This is a genomic window from Arthrobacter sp. BGA-UO-ETr-C19, assembly GCF_059568005.1.
This window is the reverse complement of record NZ_JCAQPC010000023.1, coordinates 260,895-286,812: the sequence shown is the minus strand read 5'-3', so window position 1 is coordinate 286,812 and position 25,918 is coordinate 260,895. Positions and strand designations below refer to the sequence as shown.

Below are 25,918 nucleotides of genomic sequence, written 5' to 3'. Positions count from 1 at the left end.
CGGCGCTCCTTGAAGTTTGTGGTCAGTGTCAAAGTGGTTCAGGCGTAGTGGCAGGCGACGTCGGACTGGCCCACCCTGCGCAGGGCGGGCCGTTCGGCGGTGCACAGGTCGGTGGCCAGCGGGCAGCGCTGGCTGAACGGGCAGCCTCCTGCCGTGGCGGCCACCGCTGCGGCCGTCCGGACGCCAAGCGACTCGCGCAGCTTCCGCCGTTCCGCCTGCTCCGCGGGCCGTGGCACCGGGGATGCGGCCACGAGGGCCTGGGTGAACGGGTGCTTAGGGTTCTCGGTGACGGCGGCGGCCGGCCCTGTTTCCATCACCTGGCCGCGGTAGAGCACCACCACCCGCTGGGCGAGGAACTGGACCACGGCGATGTCGTGGGCGATGAACAGGTAGCTCAGGCCGCGCTCGTCCCGCAGGTCGGCGAGGAGATTCAGTACCTGGGCCTGGGTGGAGAGGTCCAGGGCGCTCACGGCCTCGTCGCACACCACGAGCTGCGGTTCGCAGATCAGGGCACGTGCCACGGAGATGCGCTGGCGCTGGCCTCCGGAGAACTGGCTGGGGTAGCGGTCCACGGCGTCGCGGGGAAGCCCGACCCGTTCCAGCATGTCCTCCGCCCGGGTCCGCGCTTCTGCGGCTGTGACGCCGCGGACCCGCAGCGGTTCGGCCAGCGAGGCGCCGATGGTCTTCCGCGGGTTGAGCGAGGAGTTGGGGTCCTGGAAGACGGCGCGCAGCTCGCCGCCGAGTTCCTGCCGGCGCGCGGAGCCGGCATGGGTGATGTCGCTGCCCTGGAAGCTGATGGAACCGCCGGACACCTTCTGCAGGCCCAGGATGGCCTTGCCGATGGTGGACTTCCCGGAGCCGGACTCCCCCACCAGGCCAACGGTTTCACCGGGGTGGATGGTGAAGCTCACGCCGTCGACGGCGGCCGGCGCCGAGGCCGCCTTGCGCCCGTGGCCGTAGCGGACCACCAGGTCCTTGACCTCCAGCATGGCCGGGCCGGGCACAACTGCTTCGGCGTCCTCGCGTTCTACGGTGCTGATGCTCATGCCATGTCCTTTTCAACGATCTCGAGTACGCGGTGGCTGGGCACCTCGGTGGCAAGCCAGCCAAGGCCCTCCACTGCCAGCTCGTCCGCCTTGACGCAGCGGACCTCGCCGTCTTCCGAACCCGAGGCAAGCAGCGGAACGGGAACGGTGCAGGCTGACCCGGCGAACTGGCAGCGGGCGGCGAAGCGGCAGCCGGCGGGCCAGTCTTTGGGCTGCGGCACCTGGCCCTTGATGGTGGCCAGCCGCTCCGGCATGTCGTGGGCGGTGTTGGCGTGCGGGTCGGCCGCCAGCAGGGCGAGGGTGTAGGGGTGCCGGGGGTTGTCCAGTATGCTCGCGGTCCGGCCGCTCTCCACCACCTGGCCGGCGTACATGACAGCGACGTTGTCGCAGATGTCCGCGACCACTCCGAGGTCGTGCGTCACCATGACGACGGACATGCCGGTGTCCTTCACCAGCGAGCGCAACAGCGAGAGGATCTCGGCCTGGACCGTGACGTCGAGGGCCGTGGTGGGTTCGTCGGCCACCAGCAGCCGCGGCTTCCCGGCCAGGGCCAGCGCGATGGCCACGCGCTGGGCCATGCCGCCGGAGATCTGGTGCGGGTAGGCCTTGAGGATGCGCCCGGCATCAACAATGCCCACCTTTTCCAGCAGGCCCAGCGCCTCGGCGCGTGCTTCGGCCTTGCCGGCTTTCCGCAGCCGGCGGATGGCGGCGGTCAGCTGGTAGCCCACCGTGAACATGGGGTCGAGGGCCCGCATGGGTTCCTGCGAGATCAGGGCGATGTCCCGGCCCCGGACGCCTTCCAGGTCCTTCTCGGTAGCGGAGGCCAGGTTCTTTCCGTTCCAGAGGATCTGTCCGCCGGTGACCGAAACGCCGGACGGCAGCAGCCCGAGCAGGGACAAAGCGGTCATGGTCTTGCCGCAGCCCGACTCCCCCACCAGACCCAGCACGGTGCCCGGTGCGACGTCGAAGGTGACGTCCGTGACCAGCGGAGTGCCGCCGTCGACCCCTACCGAGAGGCCGCGGACGCTGAGCTGGCCGGCGGCGGGAGCGTTTCCCACGGCGGGCGCGGCGGCAGCTGCTGCTGCCGCATCGGCGGCGCGCTTGCGGCGGATGGCAGCGGAGGGCAGGTGGGATGCGGCTGCGTTGGGCGACTTGCCGAGGGCGTTGCCGATGGCATTGGCCGACAGGACGGTGAGGGCGAGCACCGCGCCGCTGGGGACCATGAGCCAGGGGGCATCGTAGACGTGCTGGGAGGCGCTCTGGATCATCCCGCCCCAGCTCGGCTGGGGAATGGGCGGACCGAAGCCGATGAAGGCCAGTCCCGCCTGGATGAGCATGCCGACGGCAAAGATGAGCGCCGACTGCACCACCACAGTGTTCATCAGGCCCGGCAGCACATGGCGGAGGCCGATGCCCAGCGGCCCGACGCCGTCCACCTTGGCGGCGTCGACGTAGAGCTGGGACTGCAGGGACTTCGCCTGGCCGAGCATCACGCGGTAGATCCCGGAGGAGATGAGGACGCCGAGGATGGCCATGATCAGCGGAATGTTCGTCCCCACCGCTCCAATGACCGCCAGGATGATGACCGTTCCGGGCAGCGACATCATGATTTCGGTGACGCGGCTGATGCCCCCTTCCGCCCGGTCCCCGGACGCTGCCGTCATGGCCAGGATGGTCCCGAGCCCGACGCCGACAATCACCGTGATGAGCGACGTGCCCAGCGTCCCGGCTGCTGAGGCGAATATCCGGCTGAGCAGGTCCCGGCCAAGTTCATCCGCGCCCAGCCAGTGGGCGGCGCTGGGTCCGGAGAGGACCGCCGTAAAGTCCTGGTCCTCGGTTTTATACGGGAGCCACCAGGGAGCAGTGAGGGAGGCGACCACCAGGGCGGCGAGCCACACAGCGCCGGCGAGGCCGCCGGGCGAGGTGAGGAGGCGGTGTCCGGAGAATTTCGCCAGGGCGGTCTTCCGCGGGGTGGCAGTGGGTGCGATGGAGGGGATCATGAGGCACGCAACTTCGGGTCAAGGAATTTGGTGGCGAGTTCGAGGACCAGGTTCACAGCCACCACCACGACGGTGGCGATGACCACCACGCCCTGGACGGCCGGGGCGTCATGGGTGCTGACGGAGGACTGGACTGCCTGGCCCAGGCCGGGCATGGCGAACAGCTGCTCGGCAATGACGGATCCGCCGAACAGGCCGATGAACTGCAGGGCGATGCCGGCGACGATGGGGAGGCTGGCATATCGCAGCGCATGGACGTAGAGGATTTTCCAGGTGGGAGTCGCCGTGGCACGCAGTGTGCGGATGTGTTCCTGCTGCAGCGCTTCAAGCATGGAGGCCCGGGTCTGGCGGGCGATGAACGCCGCACCGCCGACCGCGAGGGTGACGACGGGCAGGGTGAGGGACAGCGCCCAGTCCTGCGCCGAGACTTCGAAGGGGACGTAGCCGGTGGCCGGAAACACCGATGACTGGACGGCGAACAGATAAACGAAGATGATGCCGATCCAGAAGGCCGGCAGGGCCACGAGGAGCCCGACGAACCCTCCGATGATCCGGTCCAGCAGCCCGCCGCGCACGGCTGCGGTGACTCCGAGTCCGATCCCGAGAACGGCGCTCAGCACGGTGGCACCGGCGGCAAGCGATGCTGTGACCGGCAGCCGGCTGGCGAGGTCGGCGGTGACGGACCGGCCGTCTATCAGCGAGGTTCCGAAGTTGCCCTGAACGGCGTCGCCCAGCCACCGGAAGAACTGGAGCACGAGGGGATCGTTCCAGCCGAGGCGCTGGTTCACCTCGTCGATGGCTTCCTGCGACGCGCCGGCGCCGAGGGATACCGCGCCCGGGCTGCCGGGCATCGCGTGGACCAGCAGGAACGCCAGCACCGCGACCACCAGCACGGTGGCGAGTGCCATCAGCAGGCGCTTAGCGGCGAACATTGCCATGGTGACATCCATTGATCAGGACCTCCGTTGGTCAGGATTTTTAGTGCCCAGGCCGGACACCTTCCGCGCGGGAAAGTGTCCGGCCTGGAGGTGGATCAGTTGGCGGGGGCGTAGGAGGAGAGCAGCGGGTATGCATTCGTGCCGGCGAACTTCACCTGCTGGACCTTCTTGGTGTTGTAGCCCTGGTTGGTGAGGGACTCGTAGAGCGGGATCATCCAGCCGGATTCCACCAGGCGGGTGTTCAGCTTGGTCAGTGCGGCCTTCCTGGCGGCGTCGTCCTTCGCGGCGGCAGCCTCGCCCGTGGCGGCACTCAACTGCTCATCGGTGGCTTTCTGCACATTGGTGAAGCCGTTAAGGACAACGCCGTACATCAGCCCCACCGGATTGTCCCAGCCGAGCGCGGCGTAGCCGAGGGGCGTGGTGGCAACTGCGGCGAAGGCTTCGTCGGTGGAGGAGGCCATCTTGACGTTCATCTTGATCCCGACGGCGGCCAGGTCCTTCTGCACGGCCTGCAGGTCCGTCTGGGTTTCTGCGCTGCCAACGATGGTGAACTCGAAGCCGTTGGCGTAGCCGGCCTCGGCGAGGAGGCTCTTGGCCTTCTCCGGATCGTAGGCGAACCTGGTGTTCAGCTCTTCAGTGAAGCCCGCCGAATCCTTCGGAAGAGCATTCCATGCCGGGATGTCGCCCTTGTGCAGTGCGTCCACCAGTGACTGGCGGTTGATGGCGTACTGGAACGCCTGGCGGACCTTCTCCTTCGCGAATGCAGGCGAGGTCTTACCGATCTTGTCGAAGGAAACCATGGTGTGCAGCGTCCCGCCGATCTGGGAGACGCCCAGGCCCTTGGACTTGGCGAAGTCCACCGTGGGCGAGGTGAGCATGGCGACGTCGGCCTGGCCGGACACGAGTGCGTTGGCGCGGGCCTGGGGATCCTGGATGACGCTGAAGGTGATCTTCTTGTAGGAGTACTTCGCGGCGTCCGTATACTTCTCATTCTTGGTGAACACGTACTTGTTGCCCTTGACCGTGCCCGTTGTGTCCAGCGTGTAGGGGCCGGAGCCGTCCGGGCTGGTGGCAAGGCTGGCGCTCTTGGTGGCCGCCGTCTTGCCGACGATCATGCCCATGGTGCCCGTGAGGTTCTTTTCGAACCCTGGCTGAGCTTTGGCGAACCTGATGGCTACCTTGGTGGGGCTGGTGACGGTCACCGAAGTGATCTCCTGGGCGCCGCCCTTGGCAATGGCCGAGTAGGCGCTCAGCGCCGGATCGCTGCGGCGGTCCAGGTTCGCCTTGACCAATGCCGCATCCAGGGTGGAGCCGTCAGTAAAGGTCACGCCTTCCTTGAGGGTCAGGGTCAGTACCGTGTTGTCCGCGCTGTAGCTGAACTCCTTGGCCAGGCCCGGTCCCACGGAACCGTCCGACTGCAGGGTCATGAGGTTTTCGTAAAGGCCTTCGAAGAACTGGCGCTGCGCGTCGGCTACCCGCAGCGGATCGAAGCCGAAGGAAGCGCTGTCGCTGTCGACGGCGATGGTGAGTGCGTCCTTGTTGACGGCCGTTGCCGCCTGGGTTCCGCCGCCGCAGGCGGTGAGCGGGCTCAGAAGGAGCGCACCGGCCAGGACGGCCGCGCTCCGGCGGGCAGGGGTGGAAAGGAGTTTCATGTGTGCGCCTTTGCATTCTCGATGACGAACGGGAATCAACATCTGGGGGCCGGGGCCAGCCGCGGTCTGCATCGACCGCCACGGGCCGTTCGGTCGGCGCCCTCTCGTCAGATGGCTTCCGGTGACCGGCTTCTACAAGAATCCTTTGGACGGCCTCACGGGCCCCACGGGAATTTCATTGGTTGAAACGATATTGTGGTGCTGGTCACTCGATGACTGACCGATTCGATGACCAAACGAAGGGACCGCAGTGGCGGAAGAACCAGGACCGGAAGCTGAGGCTCCGCAGCGCGGCAAGCGTCCCAAGCAGGGTGAGCCGGTGATAGACCGGGCGCTAAGCCTGCTCGCAGTCTTCACCGACCGCCGTCGGGCTTTGACGCTGTCCGAGATGGCCCGCCATGCGGGGATGCCGGCGCCGACGGCGCTGCGGCTCATTGCCCGGCTGGTGGCGTGGGGCGCGTTGGAGCGGCTCGAGGACGGGCGCTATGTGGTGGGCGTGCGGCTGTGGGAGGTGGCTTCGCTCTCGCCCCGCGGGCACGGCGTCCGGGAGATCGCCCTGCCGTACCTTGAGGACCTTTTCGCCGTCACCCGGCACCACGTGCTGCTGGCCGTTCGGGACAAAAACGAGGCCGTGCTCATCGAGCGGCTGTCCTCCAAGGAGGCCACCGAGGTGGCGTACCGCGTGGGCGGCCGCGCGCCGCTGCGTTCGACGGCGGTGGGCCTGGTGCTGCTGGCCGGCGCCGATGCTGCGTTCCAGGAAGCGGTCATCCGGCAGCCGCCGGACGCCGAAGCCGGCGTGGACGCCATGCCGGAGGGGCAGCTGCGGCGGACGCTCTCCGACGTCAGGCGCACCGGCGTCGCCATGATCAGGAGGTCCGCGCCGTCCCGGACGGTGTCCGTCGCCTCACCCATTTTTGATGCCGAGGGGTCCGTAGCTGCGGCCCTGTCCATCGTGGTTCCCGACGGCGGCACTCCGCCGAACGTCCTGGCGCCCGCCGTCCAGGCGACGGCCAGGGCGGTGTCCCGCAACCTGGGCTACAACGCGCAGCCGGTCCAGCCCAGGGGCGAGTGAGGCCCTTTGCGGCAGCCGCGGGGACGGCCGACGGCGGCCCCCACCATCAGATGCGGGCCGCCGTCGTGCTTCTTTTGGGGCTGTTTCAGCCCACAGTTGTAAGCCGCTCCTGCGCGGCCCGCGCCACGCAGCCCAGCCACTGGGCGCTGGGCTTGGGTGTGCGCTCCTGGGTGGTGCGGTCGACGGCGATGAGGCCGAACTTGGGCCGGTAGCCGAAGATCCACTCGAAATTGTCGAAGGCCGTCCAGGCGATGTAGCCGCGGACGTCGATGCCGTCGACGAGACAGGCTGAGACGCCTGCAACGGCGGTGCGGAGGTACTCCACCCGTTGCGTGTCGTCGTCGGTGGCCAGCCCGTTCTCGGTGACCATGACGGGGATGCCGGCGATCCGGTGGGCCTCGCGGATGGTCACCTCGAGGGCCTGCGGGTAGATCTCCTCCCCCATCGCGTTGGTGACAGCGCCCTCGGGAACCGGAGCCAGTCCGTCGGGGCCGAAGACGGTCCGGCCGTAGGTCTGGATGCCCACGAAGTCATCGCCGCGGGATGCTTCGAGGAAGCGTTCGTTGACGTCCCGCCGCACCTGGTCCGCCACCTGCCGGCCACCCTCGGCCGCCTGGATGTCGGAGTTGGCAAGGGTCCAGCCGACCAGGAGCTCCGGCCGGTGCGCCTTGATGGCGTCGCGGCCGGCCCGGTGGGCTGCGAGCTTGATGTCGAAGCCGGCTTCGGACACGGTGAACTGGAACGGCGCAACCCTCGCTGCCTCGATGCCCAGGCGTGCGGCGGCCGCCGACCAGAGCGGCACGTCCGCACGACGCTCGGCCGGTTCGCCACCAATGCCGAGTGCCTTCAGGAGCCACGGCAGGTTGGGTTCGTTGAGGGTGCAGGCCACGCCGATGAGGTCGCCAAGGTGTTCCGTCACGCGGCTGCAGTAGCGCGCGAAGCGTTCCGGCGTGGCTGCGTCCTCCCAGCCGCCGGCGGCGAGCAGCCAGCGCGGCGAGGTGAAGTGGTGATAGGTGACCACCGGCGTCAGCCCGTGATCATGGCAGGTTTCCAGCACCCGCCGGTAATGGTCGAGCTCCGCCACGGAAAAGTGGCCTTCCTCGGGTTCAATGCGCGCCCACTCCAGGGAAAAACGGTAGGTGGTGAACCCGAGCGAGGCGATCAGTGCGATGTCTTCGCGGAAGCGGTGGTAGTGGTCGATGGCATCCCCGGACGGCTCGGCGAAGATCGTGCCCGGCAGGTGCTCGAGGAACCAGGTGTCGCTGTTGGTGTTGTTGCCCTCCACCTGGTGGGCCGCGGTGGCCACGCCCCAGAGGAAGTTGTCGGGGAAGTGCTGGAGGTCGGTCATGGAGTTCCTTTCGGTGGTTGACCTTCACCTTAGGCAAACATTTTCCAAGTTGGAATACTTTCGCCGGAATTTCTTGACCAAAGTGGAAAAGAAACTTGGTAACCTCGAGGAAGGCAAGAGTTCAACCAAGCGGCCACGGCCGGGAGGAGGCGGAGCATGACGGAGACCACCACGGCGCGGCAGCCGGCGCGCAGCGGCGGGCGGGCGCCCTACGCCAACGGCGAGCGCAAGCGGGCCGAGCTGGTGGACGCTGCCTTTGCGGTTTTCGCCGAAAAGGGGTTCCAGCGCCTGTCGATCCGCCAGATCGCCGAGGAAATCGGAACGAGCCACACCGCGCTGCTCCACCACTTCGGGAGCAAGGACGCCCTGCTGGAGGCTGTCCTCGTCCGGCGCGAGGAACAGGAAGGGCCCTGGCGGCGCACCCTGCTGGAGCAACATGGGCTGCTCGAAACGGTGCCGGAGGTCATGCGCCGCAACGCCGGAATAAGGGGCGTAATCCAACTGGATGCCACCCTGCGCGCCGAGGCCGTCCGGCCTGACCATCCGGCCCACGGCTTCATCCGGCGCCGGGACGAGGAAATCATTGACTCCCTGCAGGCAGAGATCGGGCGGGAGGTCGCCGCGGGCCGCGTTTCGTCCGGCCTGGATACCGCCGTGCTGGCGCGGCAGATCGCAGCACTCATCGAGGGCGTGCAGCTGGCCTGGCTGTACGACGAGTCAGTGGACATGGCAGCGCACCTGGAGGGGTTTTTGCAGTTGGTTAAGGCGCCTGCAGGTCACCACTCGCCAGAATAGAGCGGGCCAGCCGGCGGGCGTAGTCGCGGATCCCGCCAACCAGGTCCAGCCCACCTCCGGAGAGGACCCACTGCAGCTGCAGCCCGTCGCTGACGGCGATGATTTCGCGAGCGATGGCCCCCGCATCCGTGTCCGGCCGGAAGAAGCCCCGCTCCACCCCGCGGGCGAGGACCTGCGCGGTTTCGTTGACCGCCTGCTCGTACCATTTGCCGTACAGCTGGTGTGCCGGAGTGGACGGATCCGCGGCTTCAGCCGAAACCAGCACGAAGAGCTCAATCAGGCCCGGCTCCGCCACGAGCCGGCGCGTGGATTCGACCATGGACCGGAACAGCTCATGGGGGTCGTCGCTGCCGTCCGCCTGGACGGAACTCCACCACAGGGCGGTCTGCTCCAGCCGCCGCTCGGCGACCGCCAGCAGCAGGTGCTTTTTGGAGCGGAAGTGGTGCAGCAGGCCGCTTTCGCTGAGTCCGACGTCGGCGGCGACCTGCGACAGCGGCACCCGGTGATAGCCCGAGGCCGCAAAGAGCCGCGTGGCAGCGTCCAGAATTTCGGCCCGCTTGGCCCGGCCTACCTCGTAACTGCCTGTTTTCCGCCTCGTCCGCACCGCTTCAGGGTAGCGGCCCGCGCCGCCCCGGGGTAACGGACGGCCGCAGCCCCGGCGCCCCCTCGATCGCGGCAGCAGCTACCGAGGAGTAGTGTGAAGGCCATGGACGAGTCGCCTCCGGACGGTGGACATACACCGGAACTGTTCCGCAACGTGGACGGAGAAACGCTTCGGCGCCAGGTGCTGGAGATCATCAGCGATGTGCTGGCAGACTCCGATCCGCAGAAGGCCTGGGCCAGGGAGCAACTGCTCGACCTGCTGGCGACCCATATGGACGACCCCGAACAGGCACTGCTGCACCATCTGATCAGCACCAGGAACGTGCCTGACTCCTCACATGAGGTTCCACCGGAAAATTCTTCCGAGCCCACCCCGGCCGCAACGGGAAAGCGGATGCTGCTGACGGCCTTCCAGCCGATCAGGCAGCTGCCCGGCGGCGAAGTGATCGGGGTTGAGGCGCTGGCACGTTTCGTCAGCCATGAAGGGACCAGCGCGGACGTCTGGTTCCGGGGAGCAGCGGCCATGGGACTGGGACCGGACCTGGAAATCGCGGCCCTGCACCTGGCTCTTGCCGCTGCAGGAGAGATTCCGCCTCACCTTTTTGCATCGTTCAATCTCAGCCCCGCCGCATGCGCCGACCCCCGCGTCCAGGCCCTGATGCTGGGCGGGACTGTCGACCCGGACCGGATGGTCATCGAAATCATGGGCGACATAGCGGACCGGGAACTGGCGACCCTCGCCGCGGTCCTGAGCCCCCTCCGCCAGCACGGCGTGCGTCTGGCTGTGGACGGCTCCGGTCCGGCCGCCACTTCAGCGAAGCACATCCTCCACCTGCTTCCCGACATCATCAAAGTCGACCGCGATTTCCTCGCCAGCGCCGTCGCTTCAGGGCACCGGCCGGCCACAACCCCCTTCGTTTTCGCACTCGCCGAGCAGACCGGTGCGACGCTGTCCGCGGAAGGAATCGAAAGCCGCGAGGAACTCGCCGCGGTCGTGGAATTGGGGATCGCCAGGGGCCAGGGCTACCTGCTCGGCAGGCCGTCGGTGGACCCGAGGGACTGGGCGGCCTGGACCGGTGAGTCTGATCCACTGAAGGAGTGGCGCTAAAAACAGTGCGTACTCGGTTTTTATCGGCTACTCTTTGAGCACACTTTTCAAGGAGAAGCCGTGACTGCCGATACTTCGCACACCTCCGTCCAGAACGCGCTCCGTGATGCCACCTGGATTTCCCCTGTTGAGACGGGATCCGAGGAAGCCGGCGGCCGGCCCGCCTACTGGCTCCGCAGTTCCCTGACCTGGCCGCCCAAGCCCCGAGACACGGAGACCCAGGACACGGGCAACGCTGCCAACGGGCGGGCTGTTGTGCACGCCACCGCCCACGGAATCTACGAACTCTTCGTCAACGGCACCCGTGTGGGCAATGACGAGCTGACTCCCGGCTTCACGTCCTACCGGAAGCGGCTCCAGGTGCAGCAGTGGGACATCACGGACCTGCTGGTCCGCGGCGAAAACGTTGTTGCCGCCCTGCTGTCCGACGGATGGTTCAGGGGCCGGCACGGTTTCGAGCGCCGGGCCGACGGCTTCGGCACCGAAACTGCGTTCCTGGCCGCGGTCACCAACGCCACCGGCACGCTGACCTTCCTCGCCACCGGCGAAAACTGGCTCTGCCGCGAAAGCCACATCACCCGCGCCGATCTCATGGAGGGGCAGACCACCGATTTCCGCCGCCTGGATCCAGCCTGGCTCAACCCGTCCGGTGCTGCAGGGCAAGCCGGTACGACGGCGGATGGCTGGGTTCCGGTGGTCCGGCCCACGGGTCCGCTGCTCGAGGACCGCTCCCGGCTCGTCCTGCCGGTCTCGCCGCCGGCACGGCGCATCGAGGAGATCCGGCCAGTCCGGATGACGACCCCGGCACCCGGCATCACGGTTGTGGACTTCGGGCAGAACATCAACGGCTGGGTCCGGCTGGGCAGCCTCGGGCGGGACGGAACGCGCACGGTCCTCCGGCACGGCGAGGTCCTGGACCCGGCCGGGCTGGTTTCCGTGCAGAACATCCGTGCCTTCAACTTCGCCACCAAGAAGCCCCTGCCTGCCGGACAGGTTGACGAGGTGGTGTCAGCGGCCCGGCCGGACGATGTTTTCGAGCCGCGGCACACCACGCACGGCTTCCGCTACGTCCAGGTCGAGGGCAGGTCCGGAACCCTTGCCGCGGAGGACATCACCGCCGTCGTGGTGCACACGCCCCTGGACCGCACCGGGTGGTTCCGGTGCAGCGATCCGCGGCTGAACGCCCTGCATGACGCCATCTCCTGGAGCTTCCGCGGCAATGCCTGCGACGTCCCCACCGACTGCCCGCAGCGGGAGAGGTCGGGATTCACCGGCGACTGGCAGGTTTTCGTGGACACGGCGGCCCTGATGTTCGATGTTGCCGCGTTCAGCGACAAGTGGCTCAGGGACGTCGCCGCCGACCAGTGGTCCGACGGGCGCGTGCCCACCGTCGTTCCGAACCCCGCCGGCGACGGCCCCTCCGGCAACGCCTTCGAAGACATGGCCGCGGGCTCCGCCGGTTGGGGTGACGCCGCCGTGCTGGTCCCGTGGTCACTCTGGCGCGCCTACGGGAACAAGCAGGCGCTGGCCCGGGCGTTCCCATCCATGCACCGGTGGGTCGATTACGCTGCCGCGGCCGCGGCCGGTGCGCGCCACCCGGAACGGTCCGGCAGGCGTCCCGCGCCGCTGGCGCACGAACGGTACCTGTGGGACACAGGCTTCCATTTCGGCGACTGGCTTGAGCCGGATAGCCCGCCCAACCCGGACCCGTCACGCGACCACGGGATCGTTGCCACGGCCTACCTCTTCCGCTCCGCCAGCGTCCTGGCCCGGACCGCCGAGGTGCTGGAGGACACGGCAGCGGCAACAAAGTATGCAGCCCTGGCAGGGCAGGTGCTCGCGGCCTGGCGGACGGAATACCTGGACGGGAACGGCATCCTTAGCGAGGAATCCCAGGGGCATTATGTGCGTGCCCTGGCGTTCGGGCTGGTGCCGGACGAGCTGGCGCCGCAGACCGCGGCCCGGCTGGTGGAGCTCATCCGCGCCAACGGGAACCGGCTCGGCACCGGGTTCCTGGCCACGGGACTGCTGCTGCCCGTCCTCGCGGACCACGGCTACCCGGACGTCGCCTACAGCCTGCTGCTCTCCGCCGGTACGCCCTCCTGGCTGGGAATGCTCGAAGCCGGCGCCACCACCATGTGGGAGTGGTGGGATGGGGTGACGGACCAGGGCGCCCGCGGTTCCCTGAATCACTACAGCAAAGGCGCGGTGGGGTCGTTCCTGTACACCCACCTGGCCGGCATTCGCCTGCCCGCGGATCCGGCGCAGGAGGAGACCGCTTACCGGCGCCTCACCATCGCCCCGCAGCCCGGCGGCGGCATCACTTCGGCGAGCGCCGCCGTCGTGACTCCCCGGGGCCGCATCAGCGTTGCCTGGACGCTTGAGCACGGCCAGTTCACGCTCGAGGTGGACCTGCCCCACGGCGTTGAGGCCGCCGTCGAGCTCCCGGACGGCCGCACCAGGCTGGTGGCGGGAGGATCGCACCTCTTTTCTGCCTGGAACCAAACTGTGAGTTCCCTCTTAATCTGACCCGCGGGCTTTCTGTCCGGGCCGGGCGGGCGTAGCTTTCGAGAAAGGGCCTCTTCTCCACGGCGCCGGCGCCGGAGATGCAGGCCGCCCGGTCCGGAAGGGGCCACCATGAAAACACGTACGCGTAATGCCACCGTCCTGGCGGGTATCGCCGTCCTCCTGGGGACGGCCAGCGGTGGAACAATCGCCGCGCAGGGGCAGGCGAAACAACAACTGATCTCCGGTGACGCTGTGATCCGGGTATCAGCTACTTCCCCGGATGACCACGCCCGCGGGGAACACAGGACCTCCCACCGCAACCACAACAGGTCTGCGCAGGAAACAGCGGCGCAGAACCGCACAGCGGAGGTCGGGGTGGAGGCGGCCGCGGATGCAGAGGCAAGAAGCCAGTCCGTCACCCAGTCTCCGCAGGGTACTGGCCTGGAGGTGGTCCTCAAGTCGCTGCCGGGGCTCGATTCAGACGGGGAACCGTGTTCCTAGCCGCCCCAAAGTGTTTGGCCACCGGTAGCCCTGTTTCCGGAACAGTTTCCAAACGCCGATGGCGGCCCCCACCTGTCGGTGAGGACCGCCCGGCGGCGGGCGCCGCCGTCGGCCGTGAGCCGGGAAAGACCTAGACGATGGCTGCGCGGAGTTCCTTTGCGGCCACTGCGGGGTCGGCTGCACCGTAGATGGCACCGCCGGCGACGGCGACATCGGCGCCGGCCTTCTGGACGTCTGCGATGGTGGCGAGCTTCACGCCGCCGGCCACGGAGAACGGAACGCGGGCTTCGGCACCGGCGCGGAGCAGACCGTTCAGGTCGAAGCCGGGCTTGGCCTGCTCGTCCAGGCCGGCGTGCATCTCAACGAACTTCGCACCCAGCGCGCGGACTTCCTTGGCCCGGGTGACCTTGTCGGCGATGCCGATCAGGTCCACGACGACGCCCTTGTTGTGGGCCTGGGCCGCCTTGACCGCACCGGCGATGGTGGAGTCGTCAGCGGCACCGAGCACGGTGACCAGGTCGGCGCCGGCCTTGAAGGCGATGTCGGCTTCGAGCTCGCCGGCGTCCATCGTCTTCAGGTCAGCGAAAACGATCTTGTCCGGGTGGGCATCCTTGACGGCGGTGATGACGGAAAGCCCTTCGGCCTTGATCAGCGGCGTGCCCAGTTCGATGATGTCGACGTACTCGGCAACCTGGCCGGCCAGTTCGAGGGCCGCTTCGGTGCTCAGGAGGTCGATGGCAACTTGGAGCTTCATGTGTTTTTTCCTTACTTGGGCGGGTTTGGATCGCCCTTCCATCTTCGAGCGCCGGGCAGGTGGGCACTACAGCATGTTCGGACAGTCTTTCCCACCCAAAGGGATAGGCGGCTCACTGCAGGGTGTAGGGTCAGGGGTCAGGAACCTCTTCGGTTCCACTACAGGAGCGATCATGGCTGACAAGTCCCCCCGTCAAGCAGCATCCAAGAAATCCACCAAATCCATCAAGGAAAAGCGTGCTGACAAGCGGGCCGCCGCGGCACCCGCCAGCTCACTTGACAAGACCAGCGCCAAGCCCGTTCCGGCAAAGAAGAAGTGACCGTTTCACCGAACTACCTCACCCTTGGGGTGCTCTCCTCGTCACGCAAACCTGATGAACAACGCGTTCCCCTGCACCCGCTCCACCTTGAACGCATCCCGCCGGAGCTGCGCCAGCACATGATCTTTGAGCGCGGCTATGGGGAACGTTTCGGCTTTTCCGACGCCCAGCTGGGCCGGCTGGTAGGACGGCTGGCCAACCGTCAGGAGATTGTGGCGCAGGCGGACGTTGTTCTGTTGCCCAAACCCCAGCCGCAGGACCTTGTCGAGCTGCGGGACGAACAGGTTCTCTGGGGCTGGCCGCACTGTGTCCAGGACAGGGCCATCACGCAGTTGGCCATCGACAAGAAGCTGACGCTGATCGCCTTCGAGGCCATGAACCACTGGGCATCCGACGGCGGCTTCGGCCTTCATGTCTTTCATAAGAACAATGAGTTGGCCGGCTACTGCTCGGTCATACATGCTTTGGCGCTGAGCGGTTCCACCGGGGATTACGGCCGCCGTCTCCGCGCCGTCGTCATCGGTTTCGGTGCCACCGCCCGCGGTGCTGTCACGGCGTTGAACGCACACGGCATCCATGACGTGCAGGTACTGACGAACAGGGGCGTTGCTGCGGTAGGCGCCCCGATCCACTCAGTACGGATCACCCAGTTTGATCACGACGACAAGGCGCCCTTCCTTAGCCAGGTCATCACCGAACGCGGCCGGGTTCCTTTGGCCCCGTTCCTGGCCGAGAGTGACATCGTAGTCAACTGCACCCTTCAGGACCCGAACAATCCCCTGACCTACCTGCGGACGGAGGATTTGGCCGCATTCCGGCCGGGAAGCCTGATCGTGGATGTGTCCTGCGACGAAGGCATGGGCTTCGGCTGGGCCAAGAACACTACCTTCGCAAAGCCGATGTTCACCGTGGGTGAGCACATCAACTATTACGCGGTGGATCACAGCCCGTCCTACTTGTGGAACTCCTCCAGCTGGGAAATCAGCGAAGCCCTCCTGCCTTTTCTCGGGCCGGTCATGTCAGGACCTGCGGCCTGGGATAACAGCGAGACAATCAGCAGGGCAATCGAGATCCGCGAGGGCGTCGTTCTCAACCCGGACGTGCTGGAATTCCAGGGACGCGAGCCGGGCTACCCCCACGCCGCGCCCGAAACGGTGGTCAGCTAACGGACCACCATTTCCGGCGCAGAGCTGGCTCTGCAGACTCTTCCCCGGTGCGCTCGGTATCAGAATCCTCAGTCCGGTCAAGAACCTCCCACACGACCACCGCCAGTGTGACGGCGGCGGCCACGCCCCCGGCGACGATCCAGGCGACCCGGGAGCCCTTGCCGCGTGCGTGTGAGTGTCCAAACATCCCTGTTCCCAACTTTCTCTGACCCTGCTGCAGTCCCGGGCGGGACTGCAAAACGTATCGAGCACGATAGCAAGAGTCACAGGAAAAGCTGAAGCGGGCGTTTTGGTGCTTGGTCTTGTCGGCGGCCCTGACCGGTGTCAGGGTAGCGGCATGGCGATCGAAGTCCGTCCGGCGACGCTGTTTGAGGACGTGAAAGCGGTGGTGGGGCCCAAGCGGCCGGATGCGACGGTGTGCTGGTGCCTGAGCTACCGCATACCCTCCAAACAGAACGTGGAGCTTCGGGGTACTGCCCGCGGGGAGTTGGTCCAGGAACTGCTCACGCAGGATCCGCCGCCCGGGGTGCTGGCGTACGACGGCGGGGAGGCAGTTGGGTGGGCAGGTGTCCATCCGCGCGCCGATACCAGCTTCGCCCGCAACCGCCGCATCCCCCACGTGGACGAGCTGGACGTCTGGTCAGTGTGGTGCATCCGGGTCCGGCCGGGGTACCGGGGAAAGGGAATCTCGCATCGGCTGCTGCAGGGCGCCATCGAATTCGCGCGCTCCTACGGCGCTCCTGCCATCGAGGGTTATCCGGTGGACAACCGGGGCAAGAAGGTGGACCTCACCATGGCCTATGTGGGCACCCGCAAGCTCTTCGAGGAGGCAGGCTTCACCAAGGCCGCCGGCACGGACTCCGTCCTCAACGGCTTCCCGCGGGTGCTCATGCGCCTTAACCTGCGCTGATTGCACCGGATCTGCGCGCCGCCTGCGATGACTTCCGACGGCGTTACCCGGCTTAACGCAATGTCGTCTCCGTCACATTCCCCGGCATAGGATCAACATTGTGGATCGGCCGCGAGGCCGGCCCACGCGGTCCTCCGGGAAAGCCGGCCGCCGAAACTACTTGAGAGTATGGATCATGGCTTCGAACAATGTCCTTGAATCCGATGCCGACGCCGAGGGTGAAGCCGGCCAACAGGGCGGCGTCCAATCCGTCGACAGGGCGCTCGCTGTCCTGGAGATCCTGGCCCGCGACGGCCATGCAGGCGTGAGCGAAATCGCCGAGGAAATGGGCATCCACAAGTCCACGGTGTCCCGGCTGCTCGGTTCCCTCGTGGGCAGGGAGATGGTCCACCAGAACAGCGAACGGGGCAAGTATCAGCTCGGCTTCGGCATCCTGCGCCTGGCCAGTTCCATTCCCGGCCGGCTGAGCCTGGTCCGCGAGGCCCGCCCGGTACTCGAAAACCTGGCCGAGGAATTCAAGGAAACCGTCAATCTCGCCGTTCTCCGCTCCAATTACGCCGTCAACGTGGACCAGGCCATGGGGCCATCAACCCTGGCCACCTACGACTGGGTGGGAAGCCTGACTCCCTTGCACGCGACGTCCAGCGGGAAGGTTCTGCTGGCAGCGCTGGCCGCCGACGAGCGTGAGCGCATCCTGAAGGAGACAGGGCTGCCGGCCCGGACACCGCGGACCATCACCAGGCGCGACAAACTCGAAAAGGAGCTGATCGACGTCGCCCATGACGGCTATGCAGTGGTCCTCGAGGAGTTCGAAATCGGGCTGAACTCCATGGCGGTGCCGGTCTACAACCACCTGGGAACGGTGATTGGCGCGGTAAGCATCTCCGGCCCGGCCTTCCGCTTCGACCCGGAGAAGGTGCCGGGCCTCGTGGAGGGACTCGGCCAGGCCGGCCTGCGGATCAGCGCCAACATGGGCTACACCCGCCGATAAGTCAGAACGCCCAGGTACTCCTCCATGGCATCGGCCGCCGCCGTTGCCCCGCCGGAGTTGCGGACGCGCGGGCTCATCGCCGCAATGTTGCGGCGGATCTGCTGGTCCTGACTGACCTCCGTCACGACGTCATGGATCATGCCCGGGGTAAGCCCGTCCGTGGGGAGGCGGCGGCCCAGCCCCAGGTCCTCGACGCGGCGGGCGTTGGCGTCCTGCTCCGGCTGCAGCGGAAACGCCACGAGGGGAACGCCCAAATACAGCGCCTCCATGGTGGAGTTCATCCCCGTATGGGAGAGGAACACGTCGGCACGGGCCAGAACATCCAGCTGCGGAAAGAAAGGCCGGACCTCTACGTTCTGCGGAATCTCCCCCAGCTCGGCCAGATCCAGGCGGTCGCCGATGGCCAAGGCCACCTGCCATTCGGTGCCGGCGAAGGCCTCCAGGCACATCCGGAAGAAATCCGGCTGGTCATTCAACGGCGTTGTTCCGAGCGAAATGAACAGCAGCGGCGCATCCTTCGTGCGGGGCCGCCAGGCCTCCTCAATGCCCCTCCGGCCAAGGCTGGGTCCCACGAAGTGGAACCGGCCATCGAAGGTGTCACCTGCGGGCTGGAATTCCCGCGGGATGAAACAGATGTTCAAGGAAGCCGGAGGTCCTTCCATGAAGTTAAACCCGGCCAGTCCTTGGTCCCGGGCGAAATCCTCGATGAGCTGACGGGCCTGCTTCCACGCCGCCAGCATTTCCGCAGGTGCACGGGAGGGCATCAGCTCCCGCATGGAGAAATGTTCATTGGTGGCGTAGGTCGGCAGCAATGCGATGTCGGGCAGGTCAAGCTTCATTGCGGCCATCTTCCCGGCGAGGGTCATGGCGTCGTAGCACACCGCGTCCGGCCGATCGGCGGCCAGGCGTGCCAGCAAGGCAGGGAATTCTTCCCGTGCCCTTTCCAGCAGCCGCTCCAGCAGTCCGGACATCAGGCCTGACCCCAGCCCCGCGAGCATGCCCGCTCGAGGCGACCGGCCGGCGTCGTCCGGGGCGGGACTGCCTGAAGCATTGCCGAACCGGGGAAATTGCGCGGACAGGTCCTCGCCGTTCTCGAAAATGGTGGCTCCCGCAGATTCGACGGCGGCGGCGTACCTGGCCGAGGTGGCATACGTGACGCGGTGGCCCCTGCGGACCAGCTCTGCGACCACCGGCAGCGTGGGGTTCACGTGGCCCGTGGCCGGAAGACAAACAAAGGCAAAATGCATGGCATTCACTCCTCCGCCGGGCAGCGACAGGATCATCGTACGCGCTTTAAAAACTGATGGGCCTTCCCGGATTTCGACTGGCCCAACCGGCGGTCCCATGATGCGCTTTTCCTTTTAATTGCCTCATGCGCAACAAGAATCACGATGAGCAACAGCCTGCTGCATCATATGCGCACTGTCAAGAAGTTACGGCGACAACAAAAAATCCTTGACAACGCGTGTGAGCTAGCGCACTCTGTTGCTGAAGGCGAAGTGTGTTGATTACTGCGGAACTAACGAGCACAACAAAAGCTCCGGCGAAACCGCCAGTCCGCATTCACGAAGCCAGGATCGTCGACGGTGACCATCCTGGCTGTCGACTCCGTGGACGAGCCGAACCTGGCGCCGGGCCTAACCCCGGCGGCACGGCTGGGCCGTCCCGCATATTCAATTAAGGAAACCCCTCATGACAATCAATAGTGACGTCACTATCGATGAAAGCAGTGAAGACAGTCGGGCCTCGGGGGTGGAGCCGGCGTCGGAACGAGAACCTGAAACTCCCGCGGAAGACCTGGAAATCCTTCAGGCCCTGCGGGAAACCGAAACAGAACACGAAGAAGCCCGGCGCAGCAGCCAGCTGTTCCGGAAGGGAGGCATCGACAAGGTAGTCTTCGGCGTCGCCGGACTGCTCACGCTGGCCTTTGTAATCTGGGGCTTTGCCGGCAAGGAGAACCTGGCCGCCACGTCCCAGGTGGTCCTTGACTGGGTCATGGAAAACACAGGCTGGCTGTTCGTTGCCCTCTCCTCCCTGTTCGTGGTCTACGTGCTGTGGCTGGCGGTCAGCCGCTTCGGGAACATTCCGCTTGGCAAAGACGCGGAAAAGCCCGAGTACTCCATGGTCTCGTGGGTCTCAATGATGTTCGCCGCAGGCATGGGCATCGGCCTGATGTTCTACGGCGTGGCCGAGCCGCTCTACCACTACATCTCCCCGCCGCCGGGCACCGTTGACGGCCAGACTCCCGCGGCCGTCCAGACTGCGATGGCAACCTCGATCTTCCACTGGACCCTGCACCCGTGGGCCATGTACGCGGTGGTGGGCGTCGCCATGGCTTATGGCACCTACCGCCTCGGCCGCAAGCAGCTCATTTCTACGATCTTCACGTCGCTGTTCGGCATCCGCAGGGTGGAAGGTCCCATCGGCAAGCTCATCAACATGCTTGCCATCTTCGCCACACTCTTCGGAACGGCAGCATCGCTCGGACTCGGCGCTCTGCAGATCGGCAGCGGCATGGCGTCCAACGGTTGGATCGACGGCCAGCTTGCCACTCCCGTGCTCGTGGTGATCGTTGCCGTGCTCACAGCCTGCTTCGTGGCCTCCGCAGTCTCCGGCATCAGCCGCGGCATCCAGTGGCTGTCGAACATCAACATGGTCTTGGCTGCAGTCCTGGCCATCATCGTGTTCGTGGCCGGCCCGACGCTCTTCATCCTGAACCTGATCCCGGCGGCAGTGGGCGACTATGCACGGGACCTGGCCGAGATGGCCTCCCGGACCGAGGCCGTCGGCGACGACGCCCTGCGCACATGGATGTCCGGCTGGACTATTTTCTACTGGGCCTGGTGGGTCTCCTGGACGCCGTTCGTTGGCCTGTTCATCGCCCGTATCAGCCGCGGCCGCACCATCCGCCAGTTCGTCACCGGCGTCCTGCTGGTCCCCAGCATCGTCAGCGTGATCTGGTTCGGCATCTTCGGCGGGGCCGCCATCAACATCCAGGCAAAGGCAGATGCCACCCCTGACACCGGCGATGGCCTGGCCAAGATCGTCGACGGGAAACCCTCGATTTCCTTCGATGGCGCTCTGTTCGACCTGCTTCATCACCTGCCCCTGCCCAACGCCATTGCGGGCGCGGTCGCCGTCCTGGCGATGGTCCTGGTGGCCATCTTCTTCGTCACCGGCGCCGATGCGGCGTCCATCGTGATGGGATCGCTCAGCTCCGACGGTGCTGAAGAACCACGCCGCGGGGTCGTTATCTTCTGGGGCGCCCTGACGGGCGCCGTGGCCGCAGTAATGCTCCTCGCCGGCGGCGACAAGCCTGCCGAGGCACTCGCCGGACTGCAACGGATCACCATCGTCTCAGCCCTGCCCTTCGTCGTCGTGATGTTCCTGATGTGCTTTGCCCTCACAAGGGATCTGCGCAGGGACCCGCTGTCGCTGCGCAAGCGGCTGGTCACATCCGTCATCGACCGCTCCATCCGGAGTGGTGTCGAGCAGCACGGCGGCGTCCAGTTCGACCTGGTGACCAAGCACGAGTGTGATGAACGGTGCGCCAAGAATGAGCTTGATCCGAACGGGGACAAGCGGCACTGAGCACCGAGCGGTCGGATCCGGGTGGCACAAGCCGCCGGGGTCCGGCCGCTCTGACGTTGGCCTCTAAAAGAAACGCACTCGTGGCTCACACTAGGAAAGGCATCTCATATGGCATCGGCGCCCGCAACGGCACAGGTTGAAACGGAATCGGAAGACCGCCCCGTTGATGACTGCGACTATCACGGCTGCTTTTTCTGTTCCGGCCCCGAGACCGACTGACTGCCGCTAGGGCGCCCCGGCGGGGCTGGGGCCCCCGCCGTCCTTGCTGTGAGCCCGGTTCTCGCACAGCCGGAACGCGATGTCTGCGGCGCGGGCAGTCGCCGCCCTGGACCCCTCCGGGCCCGCGCAGCCCTGCCCGGCTTGATGGCCGGCCACGTAGCCCACCATGAAAGCCGTTACCGGTGCCGCGGCATGAATTACTGAATCCGCAGCTTTCCTCGCCACATCCAGCAGCAGCTCTTGGTCGACGTCGAGGTCCGGGACCTCCAGCGCCCTCGCCAACTGCTCGCTCCACTCGGACAGGATCTGCATTTCATCGTCGACGGCCATGATCTCTCCTTGTACAGAACACTTCCGCTTCAAGCTGGTGCCCTGACCCTACAAGGCATGGCGGCGCAAGTCATGGGGGTTTTGCTGGCCGGCCCCGGCGGTGCCGTGCCGCTCGGCTGACGATGGCCCCGGCCACGTTGACGCAACCAAGTTCCGGCGAATACGATCGCTTATATATCAGTTATCTAGCTCACAAATATCAAAGGCATATCAGCCGCCTCGCTGATGTACCCTCAAAAGACCTCCGGCCACTGCTCCCCCGCCAGACAGCGCCAAGCGCCTCCCGGGTGGACTGTGTCAGCCGCAGAACACCCGAAAGGAACGAGATTTTATGGTTCATAGAGTGAAGGCAGTTGTTGTCAGGGCGAAGGATGCTCCGGTGTCGGTGGAGACGATTCTGGTGCCGGATCCTGGGCCGGCGGAGGCGTTGGTGGATGTGCTGACCTGCGGGGTGTGTCATACGGATTTGCATTACAAGCTGGGCGGGATCGGGGATGAGTTCCCGTATCTGTTGGGTCATGAGGCGACCGGTGTGGTCTCCGCGGTGGGTGAGGGTGTGACGGAGGTCGCTCCCGGTGACCGGGTGATCCTGAACTGGCGTGCGGTGTGCGGGCAGTGCCGGGCGTGCGCGAAGGGCCAGCCGCAGTACTGTTTCAACACGGCGAACGCGTCCCAGAAGATGACCCTGGAGGATGGCACGGTGCTGTCTCCGGCGTTGGGGATCGGGGCGTTCGCGGAGAAGACCCTGGTCGCTGCGGGTCAGTGCACGAAGGTCGATCCCGACGCCGATGCTGCCGCTGTCGGTTTGCTGGGGTGCGGGGTGATGGCCGGGATTGGTGCGGCGATTAACACCGGTGAGGTCAAGCGCGGCGAGTCGGTGGCCGTGATCGGCTGCGGCGGGGTGGGCATCGCGGCGATCGCGGGTGCGAAGCTGGCCGGGGCGACGACGATCATCGCCGTGGACATTGACGAGAACAAGATTCAGATGGCGAAGTCCCTGGGTGCGACGCACGGGGTGAACTCCCGCGAGGCCGATCCGGTGGAGGCGATCCGGGCGCTGACGGGCGGGAACGGCGCCGACGTGGTGATTGAGGCGGTCGGCCGGCCGGAGACCTATAAGCAGGCGTTCTATGCCCGTGACCTGGCCGGGCGTGTGGTCCTGGTGGGTGTGCCGACCCCGGAGATGGTGTTGGAGTTGCCGTTGCTGGATGTGTTTGGGCGGGGCGGGTCGTTGAAGTCCTCCTGGTACGGGGACTGCCTGCCGTCCCGGGATTTCCCGATGCTGGTCTCGCATTACCGGCAGGGGAACCTGGACCTGGACGCGTTCGTGTCCGAACGGATCACCATCGACCAGGTCGAGGAAGCCTTCGACAAGATGCACGACGGCAAGGTCCTGCGTTCAGTTGTTGAAATCCAGCCCGCGGGATCCTCCACAGCAGCGGCCACCCGGCCGGCCGCGGCAACGGCTGCCACGACTGCGGGGGCGTCCGTATGAGTGTCAGAATCGAGAACCTGGTCACCTCGGGCACGTTCTCCCTGGACGGCGGGACCTGGGATGTGGACAACAACGTCTGGATCGTCGGTGACGAACAGGAGTGCGTGATCATTGACTCCCCGCACGACGCCGCCGCGATCATCAACCAGGTCCGGGGCCGGAAGGTGAAGGCGATCCTGCTCACGCACGCGCACAACGACCACATCGGCGCCGCCCGCGAACTCGCCCACGCCGTGGGTGCCCCGGTCTGGCTGAACCCCGAGGACCAGGTCCTCTGGGAACAGGTCTACCCCGGCACCACCCCCGATAAGGGCATCGCGGACGGGGACGAGTTCGAAGTCGCAGGGGCCGTGCTGAAGGCGATCCACACGCCGGGCCACTCACCGGGCTCCACCTGCTTCCTGTTGGAAAGCGAGAACACCGTGTTCACCGGGGACACCTTGTTCAACGGCGGACCCGGCGCGACCGGACGCTCCTACAGCGACTACCCCACCATCCTGGCCTCCATCCGTGAACGCCTCCTCACCCTCCCACCGGAAACAACCGTCAGGACCGGACACGGGGAGAACACCACCATCGCCGCCGAACGCGGAACCCTCGCCAAGGTGGCACAGTAAGAAATCGGCAAACAGCGAACGGCCCCCATCCTTCGATGGGGGCCGTTCGTGTACCACTTAAACAGCGATGCGGGACACTGAAGTTTGGAGCAAGCCGCTACCGCCACGCGTCCTGCGTCGCAATGAGCTCCTGCGCCTCAGCCTCGGTGTCCACGCTCGGCATGGAGCCCGGCAGTGGGCGGCCGGCGGATTCACGAAGGAAATAGATGGCAATAGCACCGATGACCGACGTCGCCATCAGGTAATAGGCAGGGGCCATGTCGTCCCCGGTGGCCTCGATCAGGCCCTGGACCACGAACGGCGTTGTCCCGCCGAAGATCGCCACAGAGAAGTTGTAGGCGATGCCCATGCTGCTGTAGCGGCATGACGTGGGAAACAGCGCCGGAAGTGCTGATGCGAGGTTGGCAACGTAGAACGTCACGGGGAAGGCAACCAGGGACAGGCCCGCCAGGGTGGACCAGACGCTGCCGATGCCGATCAGCATGAAGGCGGGGACGGCGAACAGAACGGTGCTTCCGGCGCCGATCCACAGCACGGGTCGGCGTCCGATGCGGTCCGAAAGCTTGCCGGTGAGCGGGATGCACAAGGACATCACCACGAGCACCGGAATGGTCAGCAGCGTGCCGTGGACCGGGTCATAGCCTTTGGATTCGGTCAGGTATGTGGGCATGTATGACGTCAGGGCGTAGCCGACGGTGTTGGCAGCCCCGGCCAGGATCATGGCCAGCACGATCTGGCGCCAGTAGCTTTTCACGATGCCCACCGGCCCCCTGGCATCAGCGTTATCGCCCGCAGCGGCTGCCACGGAGGCTGCCTCCTGCGCGCCAAGGGTTGCCTGGAACTGGGGGGATTCCTCGATCTTGTTCCGGAAGTAGATGGCGATCAGGCCCAGAGGTCCGGCCACCAGGAATGGCAGCCTCCAGCCCCAATCCTCCATGGCGGCCTCGCCGAGGGTGACCTGCAGGACCGAGACCGTGGCAGCGCCCAGGGCAAACCCGATATAGGAGCCCATGTCCAGGAAACTGGCGAAGAAGCCGCGCCGCTTGTCAGGGGCATACTCACACACGAACGTGGTGGCCCCGGCATACTCACCACCCGTGGAGAAGCCCTGCACGAGCTTCAGGAGAACCAGCAGCGCGGCCGCCCAGACACCTATTTGCGCGTAGCCGGGCAGGAGGCCGACGGCGAAGGTGCTGGCCGCCATCAGCATGAGGGTCGCGGCGAGCACCTTCTGCCGCCCTACCTTGTCGCCAAGCCAGCCGAAGACGACGCCGCCGATAGGCCGCGCAATGAAGGTCGCCGCGAAGGTGCCGAGCAGGAACAGGGTCTGGACCGTCCTGTCCGCTTCCGGCAGGAACACCGGACCCATGGTGGTGATCAAATAGCCGAACACACCGACGTCGTACCACTCCATGGCGTTGCCCACGATGGTGCCGCCGAGGGCCTTCTTGAGCATCCGCTGGTCCACGACATTGACGTCGGACACCGTGAGCCGGCGGGAGCCCGGTCTGCCTTTACTGCTCTGGTCGGTTGTGACATCACCTTTGATTGTCATAAAGGGTTCCTTACTGAGTATTGGCGGGGGCTCGAATGCGGCGAGCTGCGTTTCCCCCGCGGACAGGCCCGGCGGGTCCACGGACTCCATAGCCAAGGAGGCGTCGTCCAGGACGATGACTGTCTACGTGGGACCGCGCGTGGGATCCCCTCGCGTTCCGTAGTAATCAACAGCATTCAGTTTATGCAACAGAGTGCGTCAGCTCACAGTCATTGTCAAAAACATGACACGCGCCGCGGTCTCTGGATGCTCCCCCACCCGAGATTGAGGAAGCATCGCTTTAAAACCCGCGAGAGGTGAGGAAGCATCGCGTTAAAACCCGCGAGAGGTGAGGAAGGATCGCGTTAAAACCTGCAAAAGGTGAGGGAGGGTCCAAGTTTGGCGGTAGAGGTCGCCGCGG

General features: G+C 66.1%; 22 protein-coding genes. 12 read left to right on the top strand and 10 right to left on the bottom strand.

The window, feature by feature from the left end; all coding sequences use genetic code 11:
• Window positions 1-38: 38 nt before the first annotated feature.
• The 4 genes from AC57BR_RS17425 to AC57BR_RS17410 all read right to left on the bottom strand — a co-directional run bounded on the left by AC57BR_RS17425 (window position 39) and on the right by AC57BR_RS17410 (window position 5,636).
• A complete protein-coding gene (locus tag AC57BR_RS17425) occupies window positions 39-1,046 on the bottom strand; it encodes an oligopeptide/dipeptide ABC transporter ATP-binding protein (RefSeq protein WP_496362778.1) in 1,008 nt (335 codons plus the stop codon).
• Window positions 1,043-3,046 (bottom strand): dipeptide/oligopeptide/nickel ABC transporter permease/ATP-binding protein, encoded by a 2,004-nt coding sequence (locus AC57BR_RS17420; RefSeq protein WP_496362776.1) that lies wholly within the window; start codon window positions 3,044-3,046, stop codon window positions 1,043-1,045. The genes AC57BR_RS17425 and AC57BR_RS17420 overlap by 4 nt, the downstream gene beginning before the upstream one ends.
• Window positions 3,043-3,996: an ABC transporter permease gene (locus AC57BR_RS17415; RefSeq protein ID WP_496362774.1), complete on the bottom strand. Its 954-nt coding sequence runs from the start codon at window positions 3,994-3,996 to the stop codon at window positions 3,043-3,045. The genes AC57BR_RS17420 and AC57BR_RS17415 overlap by 4 nt, the downstream gene beginning before the upstream one ends.
• A gap of 83 nt (window positions 3,997-4,079) precedes the next feature.
• Window positions 4,080-5,636 (bottom strand): ABC transporter substrate-binding protein, encoded by a 1,557-nt coding sequence (locus tag AC57BR_RS17410; protein WP_496362772.1) that lies wholly within the window; start codon window positions 5,634-5,636, stop codon window positions 4,080-4,082.
• Window positions 5,637-5,886: 250 nt separating this feature from the next.
• On the opposite strand from AC57BR_RS17410, the gene AC57BR_RS17405 reads away from it, so the two are divergent.
• Window positions 5,887-6,708, top strand: a complete 822-nt coding sequence (locus tag AC57BR_RS17405) for an IclR family transcriptional regulator (RefSeq protein WP_496362770.1) — start codon at window positions 5,887-5,889, stop codon at window positions 6,706-6,708.
• Between the two features lie 85 nt (window positions 6,709-6,793).
• Here the strand turns inward: AC57BR_RS17405 and AC57BR_RS17400 are convergent, their stop codons facing one another.
• The gene (locus tag AC57BR_RS17400) at window positions 6,794-8,056 is read right to left on the bottom strand and encodes a glycoside hydrolase family 1 protein (RefSeq protein WP_496362768.1); all 1,263 of its coding nucleotides are present in this window, start codon (window positions 8,054-8,056) and stop codon (window positions 6,794-6,796) included.
• A 156-nt stretch (window positions 8,057-8,212) separates the two neighbouring features.
• Here AC57BR_RS17400 and AC57BR_RS17395 point away from each other — a divergent pair, with 156 nt between their 5' ends.
• Window positions 8,213-8,851 (top strand): TetR/AcrR family transcriptional regulator, encoded by a 639-nt coding sequence (locus tag AC57BR_RS17395; RefSeq protein WP_496362766.1) that lies wholly within the window; start codon window positions 8,213-8,215, stop codon window positions 8,849-8,851.
• Here AC57BR_RS17395 and AC57BR_RS17390 read toward each other — a convergent pair.
• Complete coding sequence (locus AC57BR_RS17390) at window positions 8,817-9,455, bottom strand: TetR/AcrR family transcriptional regulator (protein ID WP_496362764.1); 639 nt, start codon at window positions 9,453-9,455, stop codon at window positions 8,817-8,819. The two genes, AC57BR_RS17395 and AC57BR_RS17390, sit on opposite strands and share 35 nt — an antisense overlap.
• Window positions 9,456-9,557: 102 nt before the next feature.
• Between AC57BR_RS17390 and AC57BR_RS17385 the strand changes: the two genes are divergently transcribed.
• The 3 genes from AC57BR_RS17385 to AC57BR_RS17375 all read left to right on the top strand — a co-directional run bounded on the left by AC57BR_RS17385 (window position 9,558) and on the right by AC57BR_RS17375 (window position 13,571).
• Window positions 9,558-10,562, top strand: a complete 1,005-nt coding sequence (locus AC57BR_RS17385; protein WP_496362762.1) for an EAL domain-containing protein — start codon at window positions 9,558-9,560, stop codon at window positions 10,560-10,562.
• Window positions 10,563-10,622: 60 nt separating this feature from the next.
• On the top strand, window positions 10,623-13,091 hold the full coding sequence (locus AC57BR_RS17380; protein WP_496362760.1) for a family 78 glycoside hydrolase catalytic domain: 2,469 nt from the start codon (window positions 10,623-10,625) through the stop codon (window positions 13,089-13,091).
• 108 nt (window positions 13,092-13,199) lie between these two features.
• Window positions 13,200-13,571, top strand: a complete 372-nt coding sequence (locus AC57BR_RS17375) for a hypothetical protein (protein ID WP_496362758.1) — start codon at window positions 13,200-13,202, stop codon at window positions 13,569-13,571.
• Between the two features lie 130 nt (window positions 13,572-13,701).
• Here AC57BR_RS17375 and hxlA read toward each other — a convergent pair whose 3' ends face one another.
• A complete protein-coding gene (hxlA, locus tag AC57BR_RS17370) occupies window positions 13,702-14,325 on the bottom strand; it encodes a 3-hexulose-6-phosphate synthase (protein WP_496362756.1) in 624 nt (207 codons plus the stop codon).
• A gap of 172 nt (window positions 14,326-14,497) precedes the next feature.
• Between hxlA and AC57BR_RS17365 the strand changes: the two genes are divergently transcribed.
• The 4 genes from AC57BR_RS17365 (at window position 14,498) to AC57BR_RS17350 (ending at window position 17,711) form a co-directional block, all read left to right on the top strand.
• Window positions 14,498-14,644: a hypothetical protein gene (locus AC57BR_RS17365; protein WP_175305048.1), complete on the top strand. Its 147-nt coding sequence runs from the start codon at window positions 14,498-14,500 to the stop codon at window positions 14,642-14,644.
• A complete protein-coding gene (locus AC57BR_RS17360; RefSeq protein WP_496362753.1) occupies window positions 14,641-15,810 on the top strand; it encodes a N(5)-(carboxyethyl)ornithine synthase in 1,170 nt (389 codons plus the stop codon). The genes AC57BR_RS17365 and AC57BR_RS17360 overlap by 4 nt, the downstream gene beginning before the upstream one ends.
• A 337-nt stretch (window positions 15,811-16,147) precedes the next feature.
• Entirely contained in the window at window positions 16,148-16,720 is a 573-nt protein-coding gene (locus AC57BR_RS17355; RefSeq protein WP_496362751.1) for a GNAT family N-acetyltransferase, read from the top strand.
• Window positions 16,721-16,895: 175 nt separating this feature from the next.
• Entirely contained in the window at window positions 16,896-17,711 is an 816-nt protein-coding gene (locus AC57BR_RS17350) for an IclR family transcriptional regulator (protein WP_496362749.1), read from the top strand.
• Here AC57BR_RS17350 and AC57BR_RS17345 read toward each other — a convergent pair.
• Window positions 17,696-18,958, bottom strand: coding sequence for a macrolide family glycosyltransferase (locus tag AC57BR_RS17345; protein ID WP_496362747.1), 1,263 nt, complete (start codon window positions 18,956-18,958; stop codon window positions 17,696-17,698). The two genes, AC57BR_RS17350 and AC57BR_RS17345, sit on opposite strands and share 16 nt — an antisense overlap.
• Window positions 18,959-19,403: 445 nt before the next feature.
• On the opposite strand from AC57BR_RS17345, the gene AC57BR_RS17340 reads away from it, so the two are divergent.
• Entirely contained in the window at window positions 19,404-21,302 is a 1,899-nt protein-coding gene (locus AC57BR_RS17340; RefSeq protein WP_496362745.1) for a BCCT family transporter, read from the top strand.
• A gap of 225 nt (window positions 21,303-21,527) precedes the next feature.
• Here AC57BR_RS17340 and AC57BR_RS17335 read toward each other — a convergent pair whose 3' ends face one another.
• Complete coding sequence (locus AC57BR_RS17335; RefSeq protein WP_496362743.1) at window positions 21,528-21,851, bottom strand: DUF6457 domain-containing protein; 324 nt, start codon at window positions 21,849-21,851, stop codon at window positions 21,528-21,530.
• Window positions 21,852-22,182: 331 nt separating this feature from the next.
• On the opposite strand from AC57BR_RS17335, the gene AC57BR_RS17330 reads away from it, so the two are divergent.
• On the top strand, window positions 22,183-23,346 hold the full coding sequence (locus AC57BR_RS17330; protein WP_496362741.1) for an S-(hydroxymethyl)mycothiol dehydrogenase: 1,164 nt from the start codon (window positions 22,183-22,185) through the stop codon (window positions 23,344-23,346).
• A complete protein-coding gene (locus AC57BR_RS17325; RefSeq protein WP_496362740.1) occupies window positions 23,343-23,963 on the top strand; it encodes an MBL fold metallo-hydrolase in 621 nt (206 codons plus the stop codon). The genes AC57BR_RS17330 and AC57BR_RS17325 overlap by 4 nt, the downstream gene beginning before the upstream one ends.
• A gap of 97 nt (window positions 23,964-24,060) precedes the next feature.
• Here the strand turns inward: AC57BR_RS17325 and AC57BR_RS17320 are convergent, their stop codons facing one another.
• Window positions 24,061-25,518 (bottom strand): MFS transporter, encoded by a 1,458-nt coding sequence (locus AC57BR_RS17320; RefSeq protein ID WP_496362738.1) that lies wholly within the window; start codon window positions 25,516-25,518, stop codon window positions 24,061-24,063.
• Window positions 25,519-25,918: the final 400 nt, after the last annotated feature.